The 22,837-nt window shown below is 53.3% G+C and carries 27 protein-coding genes; 8 read left to right on the top strand and 19 right to left on the bottom strand.

The window, feature by feature from the left end; translation table 11 throughout:
* Nucleotides 1-76: 76 nt before the first annotated feature.
* Nucleotides 77-370, top strand: a complete 294-nt coding sequence (locus AC0YN4_RS20400; protein ID WP_475836617.1) for a hypothetical protein — start codon at nucleotides 77-79, stop codon at nucleotides 368-370.
* Nucleotides 371-888: 518 nt separating this feature from the next.
* On the opposite strand, the gene AC0YN4_RS20395 is transcribed toward AC0YN4_RS20400, so the two are convergent.
* From AC0YN4_RS20395 to AC0YN4_RS20355, 9 genes are all read right to left on the bottom strand, one after another.
* Entirely contained in the window at nucleotides 889-1,083 is a 195-nt protein-coding gene (locus AC0YN4_RS20395) for a hypothetical protein (protein WP_475836616.1), read from the bottom strand.
* Nucleotides 1,084-1,161: 78 nt separating this feature from the next.
* Nucleotides 1,162-2,193 carry a tRNA (adenosine(37)-N6)-threonylcarbamoyltransferase complex transferase subunit TsaD gene (tsaD, locus tag AC0YN4_RS20390; RefSeq protein WP_475836615.1) on the bottom strand — a complete coding sequence of 344 codons (1,032 nt, stop codon included), beginning with the start codon at nucleotides 2,191-2,193 and terminating at the stop codon, nucleotides 1,162-1,164.
* Nucleotides 2,177-2,680, bottom strand: a complete 504-nt coding sequence (rimI, locus tag AC0YN4_RS20385; protein ID WP_475783612.1) for a ribosomal protein S18-alanine N-acetyltransferase — start codon at nucleotides 2,678-2,680, stop codon at nucleotides 2,177-2,179. The genes tsaD and rimI overlap by 17 nt, the downstream gene beginning before the upstream one ends.
* Complete coding sequence (tsaB, locus tag AC0YN4_RS20380; protein ID WP_475783611.1) at nucleotides 2,667-3,563, bottom strand: tRNA (adenosine(37)-N6)-threonylcarbamoyltransferase complex dimerization subunit type 1 TsaB; 897 nt, start codon at nucleotides 3,561-3,563, stop codon at nucleotides 2,667-2,669. Before tsaB ends, rimI begins: the two co-directional genes overlap by 14 nt.
* 13 nt (nucleotides 3,564-3,576) lie before the next feature.
* The gene (gene tsaE, locus AC0YN4_RS20375) at nucleotides 3,577-4,059 is read right to left on the bottom strand and encodes a tRNA (adenosine(37)-N6)-threonylcarbamoyltransferase complex ATPase subunit type 1 TsaE (RefSeq protein WP_475783610.1); all 483 of its coding nucleotides are present in this window, start codon (nucleotides 4,057-4,059) and stop codon (nucleotides 3,577-3,579) included.
* Between the two features lie 13 nt (nucleotides 4,060-4,072).
* On the bottom strand, nucleotides 4,073-5,125 hold the full coding sequence (gene thiL, locus AC0YN4_RS20370) for a thiamine-phosphate kinase (RefSeq protein WP_475836614.1): 1,053 nt from the start codon (nucleotides 5,123-5,125) through the stop codon (nucleotides 4,073-4,075).
* Between the two features lie 215 nt (nucleotides 5,126-5,340).
* The gene (locus AC0YN4_RS20365; protein WP_475783608.1) at nucleotides 5,341-6,207 is read right to left on the bottom strand and encodes a YitT family protein; all 867 of its coding nucleotides are present in this window, start codon (nucleotides 6,205-6,207) and stop codon (nucleotides 5,341-5,343) included.
* A gap of 234 nt (nucleotides 6,208-6,441) precedes the next feature.
* Nucleotides 6,442-6,630 carry an H-type small acid-soluble spore protein gene (locus AC0YN4_RS20360; protein WP_475783607.1) on the bottom strand — a complete coding sequence of 63 codons (189 nt, stop codon included), beginning with the start codon at nucleotides 6,628-6,630 and terminating at the stop codon, nucleotides 6,442-6,444.
* Nucleotides 6,631-6,633: 3 nt separating this feature from the next.
* Nucleotides 6,634-6,825 carry a hypothetical protein gene (locus tag AC0YN4_RS20355; protein ID WP_090984224.1) on the bottom strand — a complete coding sequence of 64 codons (192 nt, stop codon included), beginning with the start codon at nucleotides 6,823-6,825 and terminating at the stop codon, nucleotides 6,634-6,636.
* A gap of 134 nt (nucleotides 6,826-6,959) precedes the next feature.
* Here AC0YN4_RS20355 and ku point away from each other — a divergent pair, with 134 nt between their 5' ends.
* Genes ku through ligD form a run of 3 tightly spaced genes read left to right on the top strand, consistent with a single transcriptional unit; the run spans nucleotide 6,960 to nucleotide 9,874 of the window.
* On the top strand, nucleotides 6,960-7,910 hold the full coding sequence (gene ku / locus AC0YN4_RS20350) for a non-homologous end joining protein Ku (RefSeq protein WP_475836613.1): 951 nt from the start codon (nucleotides 6,960-6,962) through the stop codon (nucleotides 7,908-7,910).
* A 3-nt stretch (nucleotides 7,911-7,913) separates the two neighbouring features.
* A complete protein-coding gene (locus AC0YN4_RS20345) occupies nucleotides 7,914-8,978 on the top strand; it encodes an ATP-dependent DNA ligase (RefSeq protein ID WP_475783605.1) in 1,065 nt (354 codons plus the stop codon).
* Nucleotides 8,975-9,874 carry a non-homologous end-joining DNA ligase gene (gene ligD / locus AC0YN4_RS20340; protein ID WP_475836612.1) on the top strand — a complete coding sequence of 300 codons (900 nt, stop codon included), beginning with the start codon at nucleotides 8,975-8,977 and terminating at the stop codon, nucleotides 9,872-9,874. Before AC0YN4_RS20345 ends, ligD begins: the two co-directional genes overlap by 4 nt.
* A 323-nt stretch (nucleotides 9,875-10,197) precedes the next feature.
* On the opposite strand, the gene AC0YN4_RS20335 is transcribed toward ligD, so the two are convergent.
* Entirely contained in the window at nucleotides 10,198-11,136 is a 939-nt protein-coding gene (locus AC0YN4_RS20335) for an aldo/keto reductase family protein (RefSeq protein WP_475783603.1), read from the bottom strand.
* Nucleotides 11,137-11,309: 173 nt separating this feature from the next.
* On the opposite strand from AC0YN4_RS20335, the gene AC0YN4_RS20330 reads away from it, so the two are divergent.
* On the top strand, nucleotides 11,310-11,642 hold the full coding sequence (locus AC0YN4_RS20330) for a winged helix-turn-helix transcriptional regulator (protein ID WP_090984234.1): 333 nt from the start codon (nucleotides 11,310-11,312) through the stop codon (nucleotides 11,640-11,642).
* Between the two features lie 93 nt (nucleotides 11,643-11,735).
* Here AC0YN4_RS20330 and AC0YN4_RS20325 read toward each other — a convergent pair whose 3' ends face one another.
* The 3 genes from AC0YN4_RS20325 to AC0YN4_RS20315 form a co-directional block, all read right to left on the bottom strand.
* Nucleotides 11,736-12,755 carry an HD-GYP domain-containing protein gene (locus tag AC0YN4_RS20325; protein WP_475783602.1) on the bottom strand — a complete coding sequence of 340 codons (1,020 nt, stop codon included), beginning with the start codon at nucleotides 12,753-12,755 and terminating at the stop codon, nucleotides 11,736-11,738.
* 202 nt (nucleotides 12,756-12,957) lie between these two features.
* On the bottom strand, nucleotides 12,958-13,542 hold the full coding sequence (locus AC0YN4_RS20320) for an RNA polymerase sigma factor (RefSeq protein WP_475783601.1): 585 nt from the start codon (nucleotides 13,540-13,542) through the stop codon (nucleotides 12,958-12,960).
* Between the two features lie 95 nt (nucleotides 13,543-13,637).
* Nucleotides 13,638-14,771 (bottom strand): glycerate kinase, encoded by a 1,134-nt coding sequence (locus AC0YN4_RS20315; RefSeq protein WP_475783600.1) that lies wholly within the window; start codon nucleotides 14,769-14,771, stop codon nucleotides 13,638-13,640.
* 94 nt (nucleotides 14,772-14,865) lie between these two features.
* Here AC0YN4_RS20315 and AC0YN4_RS20310 point away from each other — a divergent pair, with 94 nt between their 5' ends.
* Entirely contained in the window at nucleotides 14,866-15,561 is a 696-nt protein-coding gene (locus AC0YN4_RS20310; protein WP_475783599.1) for a Dph6-related ATP pyrophosphatase, read from the top strand.
* Between the two features lie 80 nt (nucleotides 15,562-15,641).
* On the top strand, nucleotides 15,642-15,929 hold the full coding sequence (locus tag AC0YN4_RS20305; RefSeq protein WP_475783598.1) for a hypothetical protein: 288 nt from the start codon (nucleotides 15,642-15,644) through the stop codon (nucleotides 15,927-15,929).
* A 31-nt stretch (nucleotides 15,930-15,960) separates the two neighbouring features.
* Here AC0YN4_RS20305 and AC0YN4_RS20300 read toward each other — a convergent pair whose 3' ends face one another.
* Together AC0YN4_RS20300 and AC0YN4_RS20295 are read right to left on the bottom strand one after the other, a co-directional pair.
* Complete coding sequence (locus AC0YN4_RS20300; RefSeq protein WP_475836611.1) at nucleotides 15,961-17,169, bottom strand: copper amine oxidase N-terminal domain-containing protein; 1,209 nt, start codon at nucleotides 17,167-17,169, stop codon at nucleotides 15,961-15,963.
* Between the two features lie 107 nt (nucleotides 17,170-17,276).
* The gene (locus tag AC0YN4_RS20295) at nucleotides 17,277-17,891 is read right to left on the bottom strand and encodes a phosphatase PAP2 family protein (protein ID WP_475783596.1); all 615 of its coding nucleotides are present in this window, start codon (nucleotides 17,889-17,891) and stop codon (nucleotides 17,277-17,279) included.
* Between the two features lie 118 nt (nucleotides 17,892-18,009).
* Between AC0YN4_RS20295 and AC0YN4_RS20290 the strand changes: the two genes are divergently transcribed.
* Complete coding sequence (locus AC0YN4_RS20290; RefSeq protein WP_475783595.1) at nucleotides 18,010-18,882, top strand: SDR family oxidoreductase; 873 nt, start codon at nucleotides 18,010-18,012, stop codon at nucleotides 18,880-18,882.
* Nucleotides 18,883-18,909: 27 nt separating this feature from the next.
* Here AC0YN4_RS20290 and AC0YN4_RS20285 read toward each other — a convergent pair whose 3' ends face one another.
* The 4 genes from AC0YN4_RS20285 to AC0YN4_RS20270 all read right to left on the bottom strand — a co-directional run bounded on the left by AC0YN4_RS20285 (nucleotide 18,910) and on the right by AC0YN4_RS20270 (nucleotide 22,775).
* The gene (locus tag AC0YN4_RS20285; protein WP_475783594.1) at nucleotides 18,910-19,764 is read right to left on the bottom strand and encodes a protein phosphatase 2C domain-containing protein; all 855 of its coding nucleotides are present in this window, start codon (nucleotides 19,762-19,764) and stop codon (nucleotides 18,910-18,912) included.
* Between the two features lie 174 nt (nucleotides 19,765-19,938).
* Nucleotides 19,939-20,211, bottom strand: coding sequence for a DUF6171 family protein (locus AC0YN4_RS20280; RefSeq protein ID WP_475836610.1), 273 nt, complete (start codon nucleotides 20,209-20,211; stop codon nucleotides 19,939-19,941).
* Between the two features lie 5 nt (nucleotides 20,212-20,216).
* Nucleotides 20,217-21,713, bottom strand: coding sequence for an alpha-N-arabinofuranosidase (locus AC0YN4_RS20275; protein ID WP_475836609.1), 1,497 nt, complete (start codon nucleotides 21,711-21,713; stop codon nucleotides 20,217-20,219).
* Nucleotides 21,714-21,863: 150 nt separating this feature from the next.
* Entirely contained in the window at nucleotides 21,864-22,775 is a 912-nt protein-coding gene (locus tag AC0YN4_RS20270; RefSeq protein WP_475836608.1) for a TIM barrel protein, read from the bottom strand.
* Nucleotides 22,776-22,837: the final 62 nt, after the last annotated feature.

Below are 22,837 nucleotides of genomic sequence, written 5' to 3'. Positions count from 1 at the left end.
AGACTGTTAGGTCCGGCGCGGTACCACCCTTGTTGACGTTCCTTCCTGTAAGGAAGCAATGAACGCCCGCTTAAGCATGACGACGATTCTAGAAGTCGAAGCCATGCACCCGATCACGGAGGTAACCCGTAAAGACGTACGTGAGCATACCGTAAGCCTTGGCCTTCGGCCGACAGCGAAGCTCATTTCCGTAAATCCGCTCCCAGGCGAGGTTCAAGCGGCCTTCGACTGCGTTGCACCAACCCGCAGCTCTCTAATCCCGGCTATACGCTTTACTGCTCCTGTTCGTCGCGTTTGTCAGATGTTTGAAGTGTTGTTGCTTATTATATGCCTGTCGGAATCGTCTGTCAATTCGATTTATAAAAAATGATCATGACACTTCAGCCTTATCGTTCATCCCCTAATAGATGAGTCTGCCCATGCATACCCGGTAGAATGTTGCCATTGGTGCAACAATTCTGTGTAAATTGAGCTTTGCGAGGGGAATTGTTGCTCGTTTTGCAACACTTTCTCCTCCTATCCTCGTTTGGCCTTCGAATCCATAGAGAATGCTGCTCTTTCGGCAACATTAGGTCGAATATAGCCCATCAGAGAGGTAAAATGCTGCCTTTCATGCAACATTTGCACGGATAGATAGAATGCGGGTTAGTTGGGATGCTGAGCGTTCGAATTCGGTACTCTCGGCTTGGATTTCAAGGTAATAGGTACCGTTCATGGTTGGGCAACAGGAGTTTTGGGCCAATGTGAGGTACTAGGTACCGTTCATGATCTGCCAGTAGTGGTTAAGGCCCAAGAGAGGTATTTGGTTCCCCTCATGATTCGGCAATAGTGCACGAAAAAGCTGTCTCAACGCCGTATTATGCACGTTTTTGAGACAGCCTCGTATGATTATTTCTTCTTGTAGATTTTGTACAATAGCAAGAGGATTCCCCAAGGTACGATATACCGGGTCACCCACTCAAAAGCATGGATCAGCCGCTCGCCGCCGAAGAATTCGTCCCCTCCGCCAACCATCGCGCAGATAAAGATAAAGACAAAGAATACAATGACCATCGAGCCAACAAAATAGGACTTTGATTTCACGACAACCAGCTCCCCCATACGACTACATACGTGTACGTACATGCAGCAACCGCAACAACGAACAGCACCGGTTAGCGACTAGCTCCGAACCGACCATTCTTCGAGCGACAAGCCCGGCTCCGCCTTCATGTCGAGCGGCGTAAACTCGCCGCGCTTCCACTTCAAGTGCGCTGCTGCGCCGATCATCGCCGCATTGTCCGTGCAAAGCTTGAGCGGCGGGATAAGCAGCGGAATGCCCGCTTCCCCGCAGCGCGCCGTCAAAGCAGCGCGCAAGCCGCCGTTAGCGGCAACACCGCCGCAGAGCAGCAGTTGCTTCGCGCCGACTTCGTGAACGGCACGAAGCGCTTTCGTCACGAGCACGTCGATGACGGATGCTTGAAATCCGCGGGCAAGAGCAGCCTCGCGCGGCGTTTCGCCTTTCATTTTGGCCGAATTAATGGCCGCAAGGACGGCAGATTTCAATCCGCTGAAGCTGAAATCATACGAATCCGGCTCCAGCCATGCCCGTGGCAGCTGGAACTCTTCTTCTGACTGCTGTGCGAGTCTATCGATGTAGGGCCCGCCGGGGTAAGGAAAATTCAGCGTGCGCGCGACTTTGTCATACGCTTCGCCGACAGCATCGTCGCGAGTCCTGCCGATGATTCGGAACACGCCTTCGCTCTCCAGCACGACAAGCTCCGTATGTCCGCCAGACGCTACAAGCGCAAGGCAAGGATATTCAATCTCATGTACCAGCTGGTTGGCATAGATATGTCCGGCAATGTGATGGGTGCCGATGAGAGGGAGGTCAAGCGCCATCGCTAAACTCTTAGCTGCTACAATTCCGACCAGCAGTGCGCCGACAAGTCCCGGACCTTGCGTAACCGCAATCGCGGACAGGTCGCGGAACTCCGCTCCGCCCTCTTTCATCGCCTGCTCCATAATGAGCGTAATCGATTCCACATGCTTACGGGATGCAATTTCAGGCACAACGCCGCCGAACCGCTGATGGGTCTCGATCTGGCTCGAAATAATACTCGTTACAATTTCTTTGCCGCCGCGAATAAGGGCAACGGCTGTTTCATCACAGCTCGTTTCTACGGCGAGAATCAGTTCATTTGTAGTCGTCATACATGCTCTCCACTTCACCCGAGGCATGCAGTTCGGCCCACATGATGAGCGCATCCTCTTTATTGTCTGAATAATAACCGGGCCGGACTCCGGACGGTTCAAAGCCAAGTTTCCTGTACAGCCGCTGCGCCACTTCGTTGGATACACGCACTTCAAGCGTCATCCGCTTAGCACCGAACATGACTGCCGCACGCTGCAGCTCCACCATCAGCATCTCGCCGAGTCCACGTCCGCGATACTGCTCCCGCACGGCCACATTGGTCACATGCGCCTCATCCATAATGGTCCACATACCGCCATAGCCAATGACTTCACCCTCGTAATCCATTACCATATAGCGGGCAAAATGATTATTAGTCAGCTCGTTTACGAACGCTTCTTCCGTCCACGGCGAAGTGAAGCTCTCTTGCTCAATAGCAACGATCGTCTTCACATCGCTCATCGTCATTAACCGAAAAACAAGCCGGTTGACATCAATGACCGTCACGTTTACCCGCTCCTTCCACCGCGCTTTGCTGCTGCGAAGCCGTCCGTTCCTGCAATTTCACTTCCGCTTCCGTCAACTGCGTGTAGTTCGGAATAAACGTATGCACATCATCGGATTCCCCGGCTGCCAGACGCGCAAGTCCCAGCGCAGCAACGGATCGTCCCTCCAAAATATAAGTGAATGCCGCGACTTCCACCTCGGGGCAAATGCCCCGCAATCGGTCGGCTTCCGCCTCATGAAGCTGTAATTCACCGACAATCCAAATCGCAGAGGGTCTCGAAGCGGCGTCCAGTTCCTTAACGTTTGCAGCGAGCCGGTCTACCCAATCGTGCATGAGACGGATGCCGTCTTTGGCCAGACGTTTCCAAGCTGCCGGGAAGGACGAAGACCCTACAACGTTGCCAGATTCCGAATCAGAAGCCTCGAACGTCCCCGTATATACTTGTCCGCGCCGCGCATCCATGATCGGCACAACCCAAACCGGGCGTGCCGCTGCAGATGCATTGGCGGTAACTTTGTCAGCCGTTCCCGTCTGCCATGCTCCATAAGCGAGGGCTTCGAGGCTCGACACGCCAACGAGCGGTTTCTGCCATACCCATGCTAGTGTTTTGCCGACGGATACTGCGATTCTCATCCCTGTATACGAGCCTGGTCCGCGACCGATTGCGATGCCTGCCAGCTCCTCCGGTGCAATACCGCATTCACTAAGCAGATCCTTGACGACCGACACCGTGTGGACGGAATGATTGCGTTCGGCAAGCGACTGAATGTCGCGCAGCACCTCATCTCCGCGCACGAGTGCAGCAGCAAGTGAAGCGGTTGATGTATCCAGCGCAAGCACCAGCTGTCCTTCCCGGCTGCCCGGCGTAGTATTTTCACTCATCTGTTCCGTGCTCCTATCTATGATCAATTGCCTGTAATTGTTGACACCAAGCCGCATACGGTGCGCCAATGCCTGTAATCGTAATGCGGCGCGCTTCGCCGCCCAAATGCGCGATGTACATCTGAAGCCGATCGGGCGGAAGCAGCGCTTCAATGAGGCTTGCCCACTCGACAATCGTTACGCCTTCACCGAAGAAGTAATCGTCCAAACCAAGCTCGTCCGCTTCTTGCTCGGAGAGCCGGTACACATCCATATGATAAAGCGGCAATTGCGCCCCTTGATATTCTTTAATAATGGTAAACGTAGGACTGTTCACAATACCCGGTACACCGATTCCTGCTGCAAAAGCTTTCGAGAACCGTGTTTTGCCGGCCCCGAGGTCACCGTCGAGCGCAAGTACCGTCCCCGGAACTGCCAGCTCCGCAAGCTTCTCCGCCAAACGAACCGTGTCCGCTTCGCTCTCTGCCGTCCATATCATTTCGTAGCTTTCGTTCATGTTTCGGCCGCTCCTAATTTCCAAAATGATTATACCCGCGCTTAGCAACCGCTTCCCGCAGCACCTCATATCGTCCGGTGCCGCGGCTAGCATCCAGGTCGCGGATCAGCTCCACGCCTGCGCCGCCGGATTCTACCTCGCCGATAATAAACATCGGCAGGCCGGCTTCGGCCAGTTCGGCTTTGGCTTCCCGCGCATCTGCGGCAGCGATCGTGCCGAGCAGCACGTAGTCTTCGCCGCCGTAGAGAATCCACTCCAAAGGATTCACGCCGCAGCTGTGTGCGTAAGCGGTCATGCTGCCGCTGCGCGGCAAGTCCGAGTCGCGGAGCACGAGTGTTACGCCCGAAGCCTCGGCGATTTCCCAGGCTTCGCTGGCCAGTCCGTCGCTGACGTCATTCAGCGACGTCACGGTTCCGCGCGCGGCAAGCAGCAGCGCCGCGCGCACCGAAGGCGCCGGCCGGCGGTGCGCCTGCACCAGCGCCGCCGTGCCTGGCGCGGCCGCCACCGGCGGCGAGCCCGCGCCGCCGCCCTGCGGCTGTGCCGCAGCTCCCGCGCGCGCAGCCGCGGCGGCGAGCAGAGCATGCAGACCGGCCGCGGCCATCCCCGCCGCTCCGGTCACGAACACGGCGTCGCCGGGCTGCGCGCCGGCCCGGCGAATCGCCTTGCCGGCCGGGGCGGTGCCCACGACCGTAACGGATACAACCAAGTGCAGCGGCGAACTCGTCGTATCGCCGCCAACCACCGCTACGCCGTAATGCTCGGCGCACGCGTAAAGCCCATCATAGAGCCGGCGCATACGTGCCGGCCCCCATGCCGGCGGCACGCTCACAGACACGAGCGCATGCCGAGGCACGCCGCCCATCGCCGCGATATCGCTGACGTTCGCGGCCAGCGCCTTCCAGCCGATGTCGGCCTCGCCCATCGTCGCGTCGTTGAAATGGACGGTCTCCACCATCGTGTCGACCGCCAGCAGCCACTCCAGGCTGCCGCCATTCTCACCCGGCGGCAACCCCACAATCGCCGTGTCGTCCCCGATGCCAAGCACCACGCCTTGCTTCTCGAGCACGGACGGCTGTTGGCGGTCAGCTGTCCAATTGCGAATGCGCTCAAACTCGTCCAGTTTCTCCGCCTCCCGTTGCCGGCCGCAGCCTTATTTTCAAAGTTAGTTGTCCCTATTATATCGGTCAGCAGGAAGACCCGCAACAAAAGCAGGCAAGGCCATGCTTGGATGCACAGCCTTGCCTGTATGAATGTCTGCGAGCAGACTGCTTGATTGCCTGGTTAGTGGATGGCTCGCTTCTTGAAGCGGCCGCCCTTCACGTCATGGATGTTACCGACCGCAAGGAACGCTGTCGGATCGAGTTCCATGACAATCGACTTCATCTTCGCTTCTTCCAGACGAGTGATGACGCAGAAGATCACGCGTTTCGTTCCGCCGGAGAATGCTCCTTCACCATGTAAATACGTAACGCCGCGGCCGAGTCGGCTCATGATGGCATCGCCGATTTCCTTCGATTCTTTACTAATAATCCAGACCGACTTCGATTGATCAATCCCCTCCAAGGTCACATCAATGACTTTAAAGGCAATGTAGTAGGCGATGAGAGAGAACATTGCGCTATCCCACGAGAACACGAAACCTGCACTCGCCAAGATAAATAGATTGAAAAACATGACAATTTCGCCTACGGAAAACGGTGTTTTCTTCGTAAACAAAATCGCAATAATCTCCGTACCATCGAGCGATCCTCCTGATCGGATAACTAAACCGACCCCAATGCCGAGAATAACGCCGCCGAATACCGGTGCCAGAAACGGACTGTACGTCAAAGCCTGGACCGGGTGAAGCAAGGTCGTACCGATCGACATGACCACAACGCCGTAGAGCGTTGATATCGCAAAGGTTTTACCGATCTGCTTGTAACCTATGACTAGAAACGGCAAGTTGAACAGGAATAGAAATAGACCGAGCGGCAAGTCTGTCAGATGAGCCACAATGATGGATATACCGACTATTCCGCCATCAATAATGTTGTTTGGTACAAGAAAAATCTCAAGAGCTACGGAAACGAGCCCTGCACCGACGGTAAGTAATACAATCCGTAGCAGCAACTCCAGCTTGGTAAGCTTATAATGCTGTTTCGCCATACTTTCCCCCCTCTAGTGATGAAAACTTAAAAATCAAGCTTATTGATTCATTATACCCCAATTTAGCTCGATTTCCAAGAATAAGCACATCTTTTCGCCATTTCTATTTCGTTATGTCTTGAAATCGTCAAATTCCGAATGTTTTTACAATAATCAATTTATTTGGAAAAATGATAAGACCCTCGGTATCCAACGTTTAGTCGGTGTCCGAGGGCCCTGCTCTAGTACCGCTTCCTATTCGTCGCCCTCTTCTTTCAAGCGGTCGACCGAAACGGTTTGCGTATTAAGCGGGTCTGAACCCACTTGAACGGTTGCCATGCCATTCTCTTCGTCTACATTTTCGATCCATACCGGCTTATCGCCCAGATGAACGGCAAATGTATCCTTCGAGCTGTAAATCTGCATTGCGCGTTTCGTATCCACGGCTTATTCCCTCAATTCATTTCCAGGATCCATTGTATCTGTGGTGGACTCTGCAATTAACCCGTTGTTCAAGGTCACTTGCCCGCCGCCTAATCCTTCATTCACCATCCGGTCAATGTCCATAAAATAATCATCGCGGCCTTCATGTTTCTTATCGTCGCTGTTCCCAGTAGGGGAATTGCCCGCTTCTACCATTCCATTCGCCTCCTTTAGATGATGATGTTGGCTCTTGCTACACGAAAATATGCCCGAACAAGCTTAGTTTCATGCATTCGGGGAACAATGATTGTATCGGACTTTAATCCATTTTAATGTGAGGGGGAAATGAGATGCATACGGTATGGAAAGGGGCCATCAGCTTCGGTCTCGTGCATGTGCCTGTCAAAATGTTTTCAGCTACGGAGGATAAAGATATCTCTCTGAAAATGATTCACCTTGACTGCGGCAGCAACATCTCCTATATTCGCAGATGCCCGACATGCGACGTTGAGGTCGATTGGGATGCCATCGTCAAAGGCTATGAATATGAGAAAGGCCGCTATGTCCTGTTTGAGAAGGATGAGCTGGAGTCGTTATCCAGTGATGCGACCAAGACGATCACCATCCTGGATTTCGTCGCGCTTGAGGAGATCGACCCGATCTATTTTCAGAAAACGTACTATCTCTCCCCGGATCAAGCCGGGGGCAACGCCTATAACCTGCTGATGGAAGCGATGCGGCAGTCCGGTCGGATTGGGATTGCCAAAGTTTCGATTCGTTCCAAAAGCTCGCTTGCAGCCATTCGTATCATTGATGATTGCTTAGCGATGGAAACGATATTCTATCCGGATGAAATTCGCTCCGTCGATCAGGTGCCGGGGCTGCCAGAAACCGTCAATGTGAATGAGAAGGAGCTCATGATGGCGCGCATGCTGATCGAGCAGCTCTCTACCCCATTCGAGCCTGCCAAATATACCGACGACTATCGGGAGCGTTTAATGGATCTCATCCAGCACAAAATCGCCGGCGAGGACGTTCGCGTTGCGCCTGAGCAGCAGCGCACGAATGTGCTTGATCTGATGGCTGCACTGCAAGCCAGCTTGGAGGCGGTTAAGCTGCCGCCGAATGCGCCCGGAGGCTTGGACACGAATGCCGCCGGAGCCGGTGGAGTTGCGGGTGCGGCGGCAGGTGGGGCTGCTTCGGCTGCAAGTACTGCAAGTGCCGGCGAGGGAGCCAGCGAGGTCGTGGCCAAAGTAAAAGCGCCTCGTGCGCGCAAAACGAAAAAGGACACGGTGTCCTAGGCGATGGAACAGCCGTGGTCCGAGGAATCGCTTCCTGATGTGAGCTTGCATCAGGAGGTTCACTATGAGCAGCCGTTGCCGTTACCGGTTGAGCCGATGGCCCCCCTCTCCGATGATGAGCTCCCAATCGGCAGCGAATGGGGCTATCAGCTGAAATGGGACGGGGTGCGCATCCTCGCTCGCTTGAACGGGCATGGGCATGTGGAGATATTTTCGCGCAAGCTTTATTTGAAGAACAGTATCTATCCTGAAATCACGTCGCTGCTGGAGTCAAAAGCAGCGGCTCTTGGCCGATGCCTGCTGGATGGCGAAATCGTCTGGTGGGATGGCGTGCGGCCGAATTTCCAGCATGTGCTAAAGAGGGAACGATCGCGCGGGCTCTTACGTCAACCACAGTCGCAGTCGGAGTCTATGGGGGGCGATTCAGGTCATGAGACTGGCGGTGGTGGCGGGACGGTTTCGCGGGGCGGGCTCGTCTTGGTGTTGTTCGATATCCTTGCAGATGCTTCCGGCGATTTGCGCCATCTCCCCTATGAGGAGCGGCATCAACGGCTTACCGAGTTATGTCCATCTGACGATCCGCGTATGTTCGTAACAGATCTGTTTCAAGACGGCGCTGCGCTCTGGGATTGGGTGCAGACGAACAAATGGGAGGGGATTGTCAGCAAGCGGCTGGACAGCCCTTATCGGGAAGGCAAGAAGCATCGCGACTGGTTGAAGAAGAAGATCGTCCTTGTCCTTGATGTCGAAATTGTCGGACTCAAATGGCGAGGCGGCATCGTCGCGAGTCTGGTGATGGAGCATGAAGGCTACTATCTGGGCAGCGTGTCGCTCGGGCTGAATGATGCGCTGCGCAGAGTGCTGGCGTCGACCTTCAAGCCGCAGCATTCCCATTTGGCGGTAGTCGCTTGCCCGTTCCCGGCAGTGCCCGAGGATCTGCGCCGTGAAGAGATCCAGTGGCTGTCGCTGCCTTTCAAGTGCCGGGTTTCCGGCCTTGAGCTAACTTCAGCGGGCCAGCTCCGCCATCCGAAGCTGGTCACGTTTCTGCCGAAGGAGCCGCTGTCATGAGCCGCTCGGTGAAAGGAACCGTTGTTGTTGACGGGCAGGAGCTGACGGTCAGCAATCCTGAGAAGCTGTTATTCCCGGAGATGGGCATTACGAAGGCGATCTTTCTGCAGCGGCTTGCTGCGTTGTCGCCATGGCTGTTGAAGCATTGCCAGGATCGGCTGCTGACGACCATTCGGTTCCCGGATGGGGTGAATGGGAAATCTTTTTATCAGAAAAACAGCCCTTCCCCTACACCGGCTTTTGTCGAGACCGTGACCCGGGAGGGCATTAACTATGTGAAGCTGACCTCGCTGCCGGTGCTGCTATGGCTCGGAAATTTGGCTTGTCTTGAGTATCATGCTTCCTTCGACCGCGTGAGTAATCCGGAGCATCCGTCGGAATGGGTGCTTGATCTGGATCCTACTCTTGAAGAGGAGCCGCGTATTATGGAAGCTGCTCTGCTCGTTGGGGATCTGCTGCGATCGCTTGGCATCTCCTCTGTACCCAAGACATCGGGAGCTACAGGCGTGCAGGTCATCGTTCCGATCGTGCAGGATCTCACCTTCGATGAGCTGCGCAAGATCGGTGAATTCGTCGGTGCTTTTCTCTCCGACAAGCACCCTCGCCTATTCACCATTGAACGGCTGAAAAAGAACCGCGGTGACCTGATCTACATCGACTATTTGCAGCACTATCAAGGCAAAACCATCATCGCCCCCTACTCCCCGCGCGCCCGCCGAGCCGCCAGCGTGTCCACGCCGCTCCACTGGGACGAAGTACGCCGTAACGTCGCGATTACCGACTTCAACCTGCTGAACATCGAGGACCGGCTCCGCAAAGAAGGCGACCTGCTGGACACGGTCGCCCCGCAGTCGCTTCGCTCAATCCTGCAGTTTATCGGCAGCGGGAAACGCTGATGAGTCAGACCAACCGGCTGCGACATCCACATCCGACTGCACACCATTCTCATCGCTAAGAGTAGCTGATATCTCGCACTATGCAAGCGCCGCAACCTGCTGTAAAAGTAACTGAGAGTTCGATTTTGAAACTCTCAGCTACTTTTAGCGCCGGTTTCGTCGGTGAGAGTCGGATTTCACGACTCTCACCGCCACATAGACGTCGGAGATCATGTAAGAAGGTTACTTTGCGATATCGGAGCAATGAGGCATCATTTTACCGAGGAGAGCGGCAACGAAAACAAAAGCCGGACCAGCAACGCCGGTCCGGCCTCCAAACTAAACTAACCCAGAATCGTCTCGATCCGTGCAAGCACGTCTTCCGACAGCTTGATGCCGGATGCGGCTACGTTCTCGACGACCTGCTCCGGACGGCTGGCGCCGACTAGGGCGCTGGCTACGTTCGGTTGGCGCAGAATCCATGCGAGGGCCAATTGGCCGGTCGTAATCTCCAGCTCGCCTGCGATTTCGGACAAGGCGCGTACTTTAGCAAGCTTCTCGTCGGTGATGCCTTTGCGCATCCAATCGAGCTTCGAGGCGCGGCTGCCCTCCGGCAGATCTGCAGCGGATGTGTATTTGCCCGTCAGCAGCCCTTGTGCAAGCGGCGAGAACACCACTTGTCCAATGCCGTTCTTCTCCCCGTAAGGAATAACTTCTTTCTCGATATAACGCTCGAACATGTTGTAGATCGGCTGGCTCACAACGATACGGTCTAGCAAGTAACGGTCAGCTGTACCCAGCGCATCCGCCATCTGGGAAGCCGTCCATTCGCTGACACCTGCGTACAGCACCTTGCCGGAGCGGATCAAATCATCGATTGCGCGCAGCGTTTCTTGCAGCGGCGTCTCTTGGTCATAACGGTGGCAGTAGAAAATATCTACATACTCGGTATTCAGACGCTTCAAGCTGGCATTGGCCTGCTCGATCACATGCTTGCGGGACAAGCCGCGGTCGTTCGGACCGTCACCCATTGGCCAGAACGCTTTAGTCGCGAGCACATAGGATTCGCGCGGGAACTGCTTGATCGTTTCGCCGAGCAATACTTCCGCAGCGCCACGCTCATATACGTTCGCCGTATCGAAGAAGTTCACGCCAAGCTCGTACGCCTTCTCGATTGCTTTTACCGCATTCTCACGTTCCACATAACCGCCATATGTAAGCCAGCTGCCCAAGCTGACTTCACTCACCTTTAGTCCGCTGCCGCCAAGTCTTCTAAACTCCATTTTTCCAACCTCCCAGAGATAATTGCAGTTCCCTGCATACGCTGTCAAACTAACGTAACCCCTATTCTACTCATATCATTATAGATTTTAAAGTAGTGAAATAATTGTCATTATATTATAATTAATATATATACTATACTTTATGTAACTAATTCATAACGGAGGATTATACAATGTCTGCAAATAATTATATCCCCAAAGTCCCCGCCGTCATCGACTGCAATATCGAGAAAACGCTGGATGTGATCGGCGGCAAATGGGCCTTTCTTGTCCTTCGCGAGCTATTCTGCGAGAAGCGTCGGTTCGGTGAGCTGCAGCGGTTGATCCCTTCCGTCAGTCCACGAGCGCTGACGAGTACGCTTCGTCACTTAGAGGGACAAGGTGTGCTTGAGCGCCATGTATTCCCGACCGTCCCGGTCACGGTAGAATATTCGCTGACGCCTAAAGGCGTCGACCTGCATCAAATTTTGCATGAAATGAAGTTATGGGCTGCCAAGTGGACCTAATCGCAAACGAACGAAAGCACGCGCACGCACCGCACAGAAAAAGAGCAGGCATTCACATCACGACGTGAACCCTGCTCTTGCTATTTGCCGAACCTATAATCCGATAATCTGTTTAATTTGCAGCTGACGATCCGCGGACAAATCCACGAATTCTTCGCCGACGCGTACGAGCGGCGCTTCCTCGTCATGCGGATTAATAAAGACGATCTCGCCAACTCGGTCATCGGTGAGGACGACTTTCTGGCCGATCATTTTGGTCGTGATATTCTCAAGGAATACCGACACGATATGCGGGTCAAGCTGCCCAAAATAACCCTCGCGCAGCTGACGAACCACCTCATAGAAAGGCAGTGCCTTATGGTAGGGCCGATCGGAGGACATGGCATGGAAGATATCCGCCACCGCTACGATTTTGCTGAAGCTATCGATTTTATCCGAGGTCAAGCCTAGTGGGTAGCCTTTGCCGTCCTCGCGTTCATGATGCTGGAGGGCGACTAACGCAGCACGGTAGCTGATGCCTTCGGTTTTCTTCAATATTTCATAACCGTAAATGGTATGTTTCTTCACGACTTCGAATTCTGCCTCTGTCAGCTTGCCTGGTTTATTTATGATCTCCGGCGGAATTTTCACTTTACCTACATCATGCAGCGTTGCTGCAAGGGTAAGCGCTGTCAATTCGTCTTCTTTAAAATTCAGCCATTTGCCGATCATCGTCGCCAGCACGCCAACACCGATGTTGTGCTGATACGTATAATCACCCTGCGCCTTGACCGCCTCGAAAAGCTCGAATATATTCGGATGGCTGGCCACGCTCTTAACAGCGGGAATAATGTTGTTCTGCAGCTCATCCATCGGAACCTTGCCTGTTTCCCGAATGGTGTCATACATTTCCTTAGCTCGGATCGTAACCTGACTCACAGCGGAATGAGGGGTATTCGACTTTACTGTTTTCTCTGGTTCCACAATATCGAAAATAATGGAAATATCTTCAATTTTGTGCTTTTCTAGTAGGACTAAGTGCTCTTCTTCCAGCACGATATTAGCAGGCAACACGGTTACGCCAAATGCATTAACGACTTCTTTTTTCAAGGTTTTCCCCAAATAGTTTCGCATAGCGCCTCCAACAAAAGTCGTACTTGTCCCTTTTTTCCAAGGTAAATGTTTACTGTTTACTCTACTGTACCATGCTGATATAGCCATTGTCCTATGGTATTGTTTTACAGACTGCAAGAATGAATCTAAAGTACTACTCCAAACGCCAAAAAGAGCCTCCCTTCTCTACCAAGAGGCCCATTTTTAAATCTGATCTGATCCTTTATAATTCGCCGGTCATCAATGCCGTTGTCCATCGGTCTACCAGATATGGAAGCGCGGGTGCGCTTCTGCGCTTCCCGGCTCGACTGCGTGGAGCAGCCGCCGGCTCTTGCTGAGCTCCTCGCTTACGGAGTGTTGATTTGGAGCGGTGCAGCACCATTTTGACAGCAGGGACCGTACATTGCAGCTCATCGGCAATATCCTGGTAGGAATAATCGAACACCTCTGCCAGCAGAAGCATCTCCATCTCGCGAGCGGACAGATGCTCGGTTACCCACTCCAGCGTCCCGCGAATAGCGGCGTAGTTGTTATCGTAATACGGCAATTGAAGGGCCTCATCGATCGGAACGGTTATGCCGCGTCGTTTGCGATGTGCGTCAATATGCACGTTGCGGGCGATTTTGTACAGCAGCGACCTAGGGTGACGAAGAATGCCGGTATCCCGATAATGCTTGAATGCCCGAAGCAGCGCCTCCTGCAGCAGATCCTCCGATTCCCATTTGGATGCGGTCAAATAATAACAATAGGTCCGCACATGCCGGAGATGCGGCTTGATGGCTTCTTCGAACTCGGTCCACGGCTTCATGCTAACTGGTCTCCCCCCTGCTTTTGTCCTGTTTCACTGATCCTGACCACAGTCTAACAGGCCATTGTGAACATGATGTGAAAAAGAAGAGGATTTTAAATTGAATTTTTGAGTAGGGCAAACAGCTGGGCAGCACTGGCCTCCGCCCACTCCGCAGTATGCGCCATCGCCTCTTCTAAGCTGCATGGTCCCGGGACGATGGAGAATGCGCTCACCTTCCCGAGCTTGCTTAGCTCATGAATCGACAACACCCGCATCCCGCACAAAATAATAACCGGAACGCCTAGGGGCCCTGCAGCCCTGCACACCCCTGCCGCTACCTTTCCCGCTAACGTCTGCTCGTCCAGTTTGCCTTCACCGGTGATGATATAGTCGGCATCCTTCGCGGCTGCAGCGAATCCGCTTGCTTCCATAACCACTTCAATGCCGGGGCGGACCACCGCATTCATGAATCCGGCAATGCCAGCCCCCATTCCACCGGCCGCGCCGCCGCCGGGCAGGGTCAGCACGTCAATCCCGCGCGTGGCGCGGATCTGCTCGGCGAATAGGCGCAGCCCTTCATCGAGGACGGTCACCATCCCCGGCGTTGCCCCCTTCTGCGGACCGAAGATGGCCGATGCGCCTTGCGGACCGCATAGCGTGTTGGTTACGTCGCTCGCGATCGTAACCCGCGTTTCCGCTAGACGCGGATCTAGCCCAGCGGCGTCCAGCTCAGCTAGCTGGCTCAGCGCTCCGCCGCCTTCGGCGAGGGGCTGTCCTTGCGCATCCAGCAGTTGCAGCCCCAGCGCTCGCAGCATGCCTGCACCGCCGTCATTGGTCGCGCTGCCGCCAAGGCCGATAATGAATTTACGATAGCCTTGATCCAGCGCATGCTTAATCAGCTCGCCGGTGCCGCGGCTTGATGTCTTGAGCGGCAGTCGCTCTTCCGCAGTTAGCAGCGGAAGCCCCGAAGCCTGAGCCATCTCAATCATTACCGTCTCGCCGTCACCCAGTACACCGTAAGCGGCAGTCATGGCGCGACCAAGCGGGTCGGTCGCTGCTACTTCTATCCGTGTGCCGCCGGTAGCGTGCACAAGGTTGTCCAAGATGCCTTCTCCGCCATCGGCAAGCGGCAGTTCATGCAGCTCTGCCTCCGGAATGACGGACCGAATGCCTCTGGCAATAGCGCTGCACAGCTCCTTTGCCGATGCGGAGCCTTTGAAAGAATCAGGTGCAATGACCACTTTCATACCTCTATCTACTCCCGTCGAATATATCTATGTAAGTTATTATCCTATATAATTTGTACCACATCACTACAATTCATAACGGGGAATGATCATCATGGAAGAAACGATGGATTGGAAGAATGGAACAATCGTCGGACGTCGATTTATCGCCTCCTTCAGCGGCGGCAAGGATAGTGCACTCGCTCTATATAAAGCCATGCAGGTTGGAGAAGCGATCGGCCTCATCGTTATGCTGGAAGAGGAAGGAAAACGTTCCAGATCCCACGGCATGCCACCTGAGCTTATTCGCGCTCAAGCGGATGCGATCGGACTGCCGCTCTATACAGCCGCTGCGAGCTGGGCTGATTATGAGCAAGCTTTTATCGGCCAATTGGTACAAGCGAGAGAGCGCGGAGCCGAAGTGCTCGTAACAGGCGACTTGGAACTGACGGATTATGGCTGCTGGCAGGATGAGGTATCGAAGAAGGCAGGCTTGAAGCTTGGCATGCCGCTGTGGCAAATGGATCATCTCGAAACCGTAGAAACCTTCATCAATCTCGGTTTTCTATCGGTCGTTGTGACCGTCAACTTATCGCTCGGCATGCGAGAATCAGATCTTGGACGCATGCTGGACCATGCATTTGTTCAAGAGCTCCTTGATCGCGGTATCGACCCTTGCGGAGAAGGCGGCGAGTTTCATACGACTGTGCTGGACGGACCGATTTTCAAGTCTCCGATTTCGGTTCGCAGTTGTGAACCGGTGCGGCATGGTGATTACGCCTTTCTGCCTCTGGAGCTAAGTACCAGGTAATGCTATCCAATGATGAAGGCGTTTGATATAATATCCAAAGCATCTAAATATAGGTATATTAGACCGGGGGGGCAGCGCAGATGTCAGGTTCGAAAGTCATGAAGTGGATATCGGGTTCTTTAGAAATATTTCTAGCCATTCCAATATTGGGGGCACTTGTAGTCATCGGAACCTCCTATTCTGCTTTAGGGTTCATGTTGATTATTCACCTCGTAACCCTGATCCTCTCGAAGAAAGACCGAGAACCGATTTATGGTTCGGTGCTTGGTATCGTAACCTCTCTATTAGCTTGGATTCCTTTCGTCGGTTGGATCCTTCACTTATTAAGCGGAATTTTCCTCATGGTTACTGCAGCAAAAAGGAGCTAAGCACATTCAAGTGCCTAGCTCCTTTCTTCGTCTACTCTTCCGATTCGTCCATATCGTTATACAGCTCGTTGCTGCCCGGCATGAGCAGCCACTTATTGTCTACCTTCTTCAGGTTGTATAAGTTGATCGATTTGACTGGCATCATCTCGCCGCCAATCGTCACTTCAAATGTGTGCAGCGTCAGAAGGAGCGCCTTGTCACCGTTTAGTTCCACGATGGCGTTCTTCTCCAGATTCATTTTCAAGCTGGTTTCGGTGTCCTTGAACAATTCATCCATGGAATTCACATCTTCATCGAAGCCTTCCGCTCCGGCAACAAGTGTAGCCTTGTATGCGTTCAGATCCTTTGCATTTACAGCAGCGGCGTTAGCAGCAATCAGTGCCGAAATCGCTGTCTTATCTGCTTCAGGAGCTGCAATAGCTTCATTCCATATGCCATCGAGATCCAGCAATTGATGGGAAAGCTGCTCGGCATCGTAGATCGCCCATTTGCCGTTCTCTTTGTGAAGCGTGTACAGCATTTCGTTCTCCACATCCGCAAAGAAGCCGTCTCCGCCTACTTTCACCGATTGCTCTACCGTGTACACAACCGCTTCAACCGACGAATAGGAATCGATTGTTTTCTCGCTGAATGTCGTCTTGGTGTGTACTTTCGCGAACGTTTCCTGTACCGAATCACGGATTAAATCTCGTACCGGGGATTCAGAATGGAAGACCGCCATATAAGCTGCCGCGTCCTGTGCATCCTCTGCCGCAGTCAGCTTGTCCAGCACGCCGAACACTTCTGCCTGCTGCTGTGCCGTAGGTCCTTTATCCGCGATCGTAACGATTTTCTTCACGCCGTCCCAATTGACCGTTTTATCCGACAGTGTTGCGATGAAGCGAACGCCTACCATTGTACGGCCGTTCAGCAGCTTCATTTCACCGTTAACGGGAACATTCTTACCATCAACCAAAGCCGTCTTGCCGCTCGGTTTCATCTCAATGCTGCGCACAGCCGACTTTGCTTTAATCAGCTTCGTGGAAGCATTGTAATCGATGGAATAGCCCAGTTGTGTAAACAATGTACGGAATTCCACATAGGTTTTGCCATTCTGAAGCACAGGTGGTGTAGGGAAAATGACCCATTCGCCATTTAGTTTAACTTTAATGTCGGTACCGCCACTTGCCGCGGAAGCCGTCCCCGCCAAAGCTGCGAATACTACGATAATTGCAAGTACCACGCTTAACAAACGTTTCATATGAAACCTCACTTTCATTCTCTCTTATTGGATGACATACCTAATTATAGTATACGAGAGTCTATCAACTGACAACGCTCCAAATGTTAACTGTAGTGCCTGGCAGACTACTTATTCGTACGTGTCCAGCTCCGGAACAATCGGATGCATAATGCAACCCAGCATGCGCTTAGCCAGAAGCCCGCCAGAATATCTGACGGATAATGAACGCCGAGATAAATGCGGGATACCCCCATAATCATGATCATTGCTGCACTTAAGCATAATAGTGCGATGCGCCAGCTTCGCAGGCGGATGTGACGCCACAGTAAATAAGTAATGAGAACATATAACGTGAACGCTGCCATCGCATTGCCGCTCGGATAACTGAACCCGTGCTGTTCAACGAGACGGTGAATATCCGGACGATCACGCTTATAAATAGGCTTCAACAGCTCGTTTAGCAGCGTGGAGCCCAGCATGCCGCCGAGGAGCAATACAAGCTCCTTCCGATGTTTGAATACAAGGAATAAGAGCACTGCAACGATGAGAACGATCGGTATCATCGTTGAGGTTGAACCGATTTTGTTGAATACTTTGGCAATGGAGGTCAGTGCATCGTTCTCCTGCCCTTGCACCGCGGCAATAATCGTTTCATCGAACTGCTTCAGCTTGTCCCGGGATACAAGCATCGACAGCCCCTGAAACCCTGCAATCGCGAGAATAAACAAAATTAACCACATAACGAAATTAACCTCCACATTTACGATATGAAACTGACCGTCTTTGTCAGTCAAGACGGGGTAGACTGAATAGAAAGACGCAACAACAATACAACCTATTAAAGGAGAAGATAACCGAATGAGACCACTTGATGGAAAAATAGCCGTTGTCGCAGGTGCGACACGAGGCGCAGGACGCGGCATCGCAATTGCGCTCGGTCGTGCAGGCGCGACTGTTTATGTCACCGGCCGCAGCGTTCGAGGAAGCTTGTCCGATATGGGCCGCAGCGAAACCATTGAAGAAACGGCAGAGCTTGTCACCGCTGTCGGCGGCAAAGGCATTCCCGTCCGCTGCGATTACACCGTAGAGGACGATGTCCGTGCTTTATATGCCCGTGTAGCCGAGGAGCAGCAAGGCCGACTCGACATTCAAGTGAATGATATATGGGGCGGCGATCCCTTAACGGTATGGCATGAGAAGTTCTGGGAGCATTCCCTGCACAACGGCCTGCTCATTCAGCAGCGCGGTGTCCATACCCACATGATGGCCAGCTATTATGCCGCGCCGCTAATGATTGCTCATGGCTCCGGAGGGCTGTTCATTGAAATTACCGACGGCTACGATTATCGTTACCGCGGCAATCTCTACTATAGTTTAGCTAAAGTTTCCGTCATCCATCTGGCGCAAGCGATGGCAGCAGACCTCCGCCCGCATAACATAGCGGCGGTCGCCTTAACGCCGGGCTTCCTTCGTTCAGAGGCGATGCTGGATCACTTCGGCGTGCAGGAGAGCAATTGGCGGGACGCTGCTGCGCAGGACCCCCATTTTCTGCAATCGGAAACGCCCGCGCTCGTCGGCCAAGCTGCCGCTGCACTCGCATCCGATCCGAATGTGCTTGAGCGCAGCGGCCAGGCTTTGACCTCGTGGGACTTGTCCGAGGAGTACGGCTTCGCAGATGCGGATGGCAGCCGGCCGCACTGGGGCCGCTATGCCGCCGAGCACGGCTTCTAGTCGAAGTAGAAGCCGGAGTCGAAGCCGCTACAATTCGATCCAGAGCGCGGTTTTATCATCGGATTTCTTCACGCGCGGGAAACGAGTACAATCCGGATCGGACTCTTCGAGCTCCGTCAGCCACTCGATATAACGAGGCAGCCCCATCTCTCGGACAAGCGAAGCAATCTCAATGGTGCTGTCCTTGTCCGGCTCTCCCGGCGGCTTCGGAATATAGAGCCCGTCGGTAAAGAGCAGCAGCGATTTCACATTCGTGCGGCTGATACGGCCGAATTCCGCATAATCACTGAACGTCGGATCACCGTTAATAACGCCGTAGCCTTCAATCGTGTTGGCGACTTCACGACCTTGTATAATAACCGGCTTGCTGTACTCCCACAGGGCCTCACGAGTCGTTAGTCCCGCTGCGACGCCTTGTGCCCAAACCGCTTTGGTCCGATCATCCACATGCGCCAATTGATCATTCGTCACGATACGTATCGTTCCGTCTGTGTAATAAACAGCCAGCATACAATCGCCTAATTGAGCAAAATCAATCCATTTCGGCTGAACGCGTACCAATGCCGCACATGCATTCCACACGGCTTCCTTCTGCTCCGGCGATATTCCCGCTTCTACCATAGCTGCTCGCAGTGCCGTGTTTGCGCGGGAGAGCAGACTCATCAACATATCCGAAGCAGCGTCTGCAGCCGTAGCTTCATTGCATGTCCGAGCTACCAGCTGCGCAGCTAAGTAGCCGCCGCTTTCTCCGCCCGGCCCTTGGTAGGACACTAATGAAGTTGCTCCATCAATAACCCCAAACAGACGGAGCTCATCATTGTGAATTATAGCGTCCTCATTCCAGGGGCTAACCCCTTTTACCGATACTGAAGTGAGTTCCATGACCGTTCCACCTCTCCTTTGATATGATTTATGTTTCGTTCCTATTTGCAGGCAGTAGATTTTAGCATAAGATAGTCTCCCGATAAAGGCAATCCGAATTCCCCCTTAGGGGCTAAGGTAAATAAGAAGACCCGAACCGGCTCTGTTCGAACCGACTCGGGTCTTCTTATTTCATTACCATCTCGAGCCGCTTGGATGCGGACATCCTTTGACCGCAAGCTTCGCGCGAACCTTCACGAAACAGCCGCAGTGTGCGCAGGTTGTGCCATATTGAAGCGATGAGCACCCTTCGCAACTGGAGAGTCTGTCTTCGTACTGCGTATCCGAGACACAGTCGCCGGGATGCAGCGCCAGTTTGCTTAGAATTCGCTGCAGCTGCGCTTCTTCCACATGCACGGATGCACTGCATCCTTTGCAGCCTTCTTGTCTCTGCGATTCAGTCTCCATACGCATTAGCCTGCACGAAGCACCGCTACCGATGCAGGAGGCAGGGTTACGCGAATCGTGCCGTCCTCATGCTGCTCGATAGACGTCAGCTCCGTAGGCGTTACCTCACCCGGCTGCTCCACGGTGTTATTTGCGTTTAACGCACTGCCCTGCAGCACGGTTCCGCTGAGCGACAGAGCGCCGATCGCTTGCTCAGTCAGGCCTCTCAGCTCTAAAGTAATTTCCGCCGGCTCATCATGGCTTAGATTACATAGGCTGACGTGGATAATGCCTTCCTTGCTGCGCGAAGCCGATATACTCGTCTGCGGAATCGAAGCACCGTTAAAGGTGTAAGAAGCAGCTTCATGATGGATATCGAGTGCTTCCGCATCATGGTGGACTTGGAACATGTCGAAGACATGGTAAGTCGGCGTAACCGTCATCTGTGCGCCTTCCGTCAGAATGACGGCCTGCAGCACATTGACCGTCTGAGCGATGTTCGCCATCCGCACCCGGTCGCAGTGATTGTGGAAAATATGCAGCGTGGCCGCGGCCACAAGCGCGTCGCGCATCGTATTCTGCTGATAGAGGAAGCCCGGGTTCGTGCCCGGCTCCACATCGTACCAAGTGCCCCACTCATCCACGATGAGACTGATTCGTTTCTGCGGGTCGTATTTATCCATAATGGTGCTGTGCTTCTGAACGAGCTCGTCCATGACAAGCGCTTTGCGCAGCGTCTCGAACCATTCCGATGTTTCGAAATCGGTGGCTGAACCTTTCTGCTGCCAATTATGTGGAATTGTATAATAGTGTAGCGTAAGGCCATCCATGAAACGAGCCGCATCCCGCATCAGCACTTCCGTCCAATTGTAATCGAAATCGCTGGCGCCGCACGCGATGCGGAAGATTTTGTTATCTCCGTAGTTGCGCACATATGTCTGATAACGTCTGTAGAGATCCGCATAATATTCCGGCCGCATGTTGCCGCCGCAGCCCCAGTTCTCGTTGCCGACGCCAAAATAGCTGACCTTCCAAGGCTCCTCGCGTCCATTAGCTTGCCGCTCATTCGCCATTGGCGATTCCCCATCGAAAGTCATATATTCGACCCATTCCTGCATCTCTTGGACCGTTCCGCTGCCTACATTGCCATTGATATAAGGCTCGCAGCCAAGCAGCTCGCAGAGGAGCAGAAACTCATGCGTGCCGAAATGGTTGTTCTCCACGACGCCGCCCCAGTGCGTGTTGATCATCCGTTTACGCGTCTCCCGCGGGCCGATTCCGTCTCTCCAGTGGTATTCATCGGCAAAACAACCGCCCGGCCAGCGCAGCACAGGCAGGTTTAATTTGCGAAGCGCTTCCAAGACATCATTGCGAATCCCTTGCGTATTGGGAATTTCCGAATCCTCGCCAACCCAAATCCCTTCATAAATACAGCGGCCCAGATGCTCGGAGAAATGGCCGTAAATATTGCGGTTAATGCTGCCCTTGCTGCGGTCTGCGTTGATAACAGTGCGATTCGTCATGCGGATAGACATCTCCTTGATATGGATTTGGATTGTAATTGTGGTCACTGGTGTGATTAATATATATATTAATCAAGTAATAAAATAACAATTCACTCATTTCCATTAAACAATAAGACGCTCCGCATTTCAATCTATTTTTATATCCGATTAGACGGAGGCTCGCAGCAGCTCCTCTACCCAGCTGTAACAAGCTGACAGTTCCTCATCGCTCACCTGTTCCGATCGATGCTCGAACATGATTTTCACATTCGGATTGTGCTTGCCGATGATTCGCATATAGTCCTCGATCGGTGCCCAGTCCTCGCTTGGATCCAGATGAGGCAAGACCGGGTAGCGTGTTTGCTTGCGCTCACCGCCCTCCGTTATTCGCAATGTGGACAAATGGATGATCTCCGCATAGCGGGCATACCGCTCAATGACTGCTCTGGCATCGAAGAAAGGGTCCATTCTCTCCTGTATGTACAGCCTCGCTGTATCCAGACAAAGCTTGATGGAGCTGTACTTCGCAAGCAACTGTTCCAACAATTCTGTCTCCGTCACATACCTGTTCAACGCATCAAGCTCCAAGACCGGAACGAAATCATACTCCTGCCCCTTACGAGTCAACCACTCGAATAGAGTCTCGCTTCTCTCCTGAAACAGCTCGAAGGCGTACTCGGATTCGAAAACATATTCACTACGATCCTCGAAATGCCAACGCCCCCAGTCCACCCGATCATCCAGGATAACGGGCTTGGGATAATGGAATAACACATAGCTCGGCTGAATCGCGGTTGCCAGGTAATCGAGCTCTTGTTGAACACGCGCTAAGGCTTGCTGCCTTACTGCTTCATCTTTTGCAAGGAACAGTGCGTCCCGTACGTGTGAACTGCCTGCCCGCAGCGGGAAATGAACACCAATCCGAAAGTGGTCTTGTTTGGACTGTTGGTGGAGTCTCTCGATATCGGATTCATTTTGAAATAAGCATGCCTCGATTCCGTAGAATCCTTCTCTGAAATCTCTCCGATATTTCGCTTCGTGAAAGCCTCCATATTGCCCGATGATGAAATTGTGCCGCATCTTCTTCCCCTCTCCCGCCTATCATTCGAACCCTTGTCCGAACTTTTCGCAGTCTACGCTCA

The organism is Paenibacillus sp. J22R3 (genome assembly GCF_056269305.1).
Note: the sequence above shows the minus strand (reverse complement) of the source record. Positions and strands in the feature narration are given on the sequence as shown.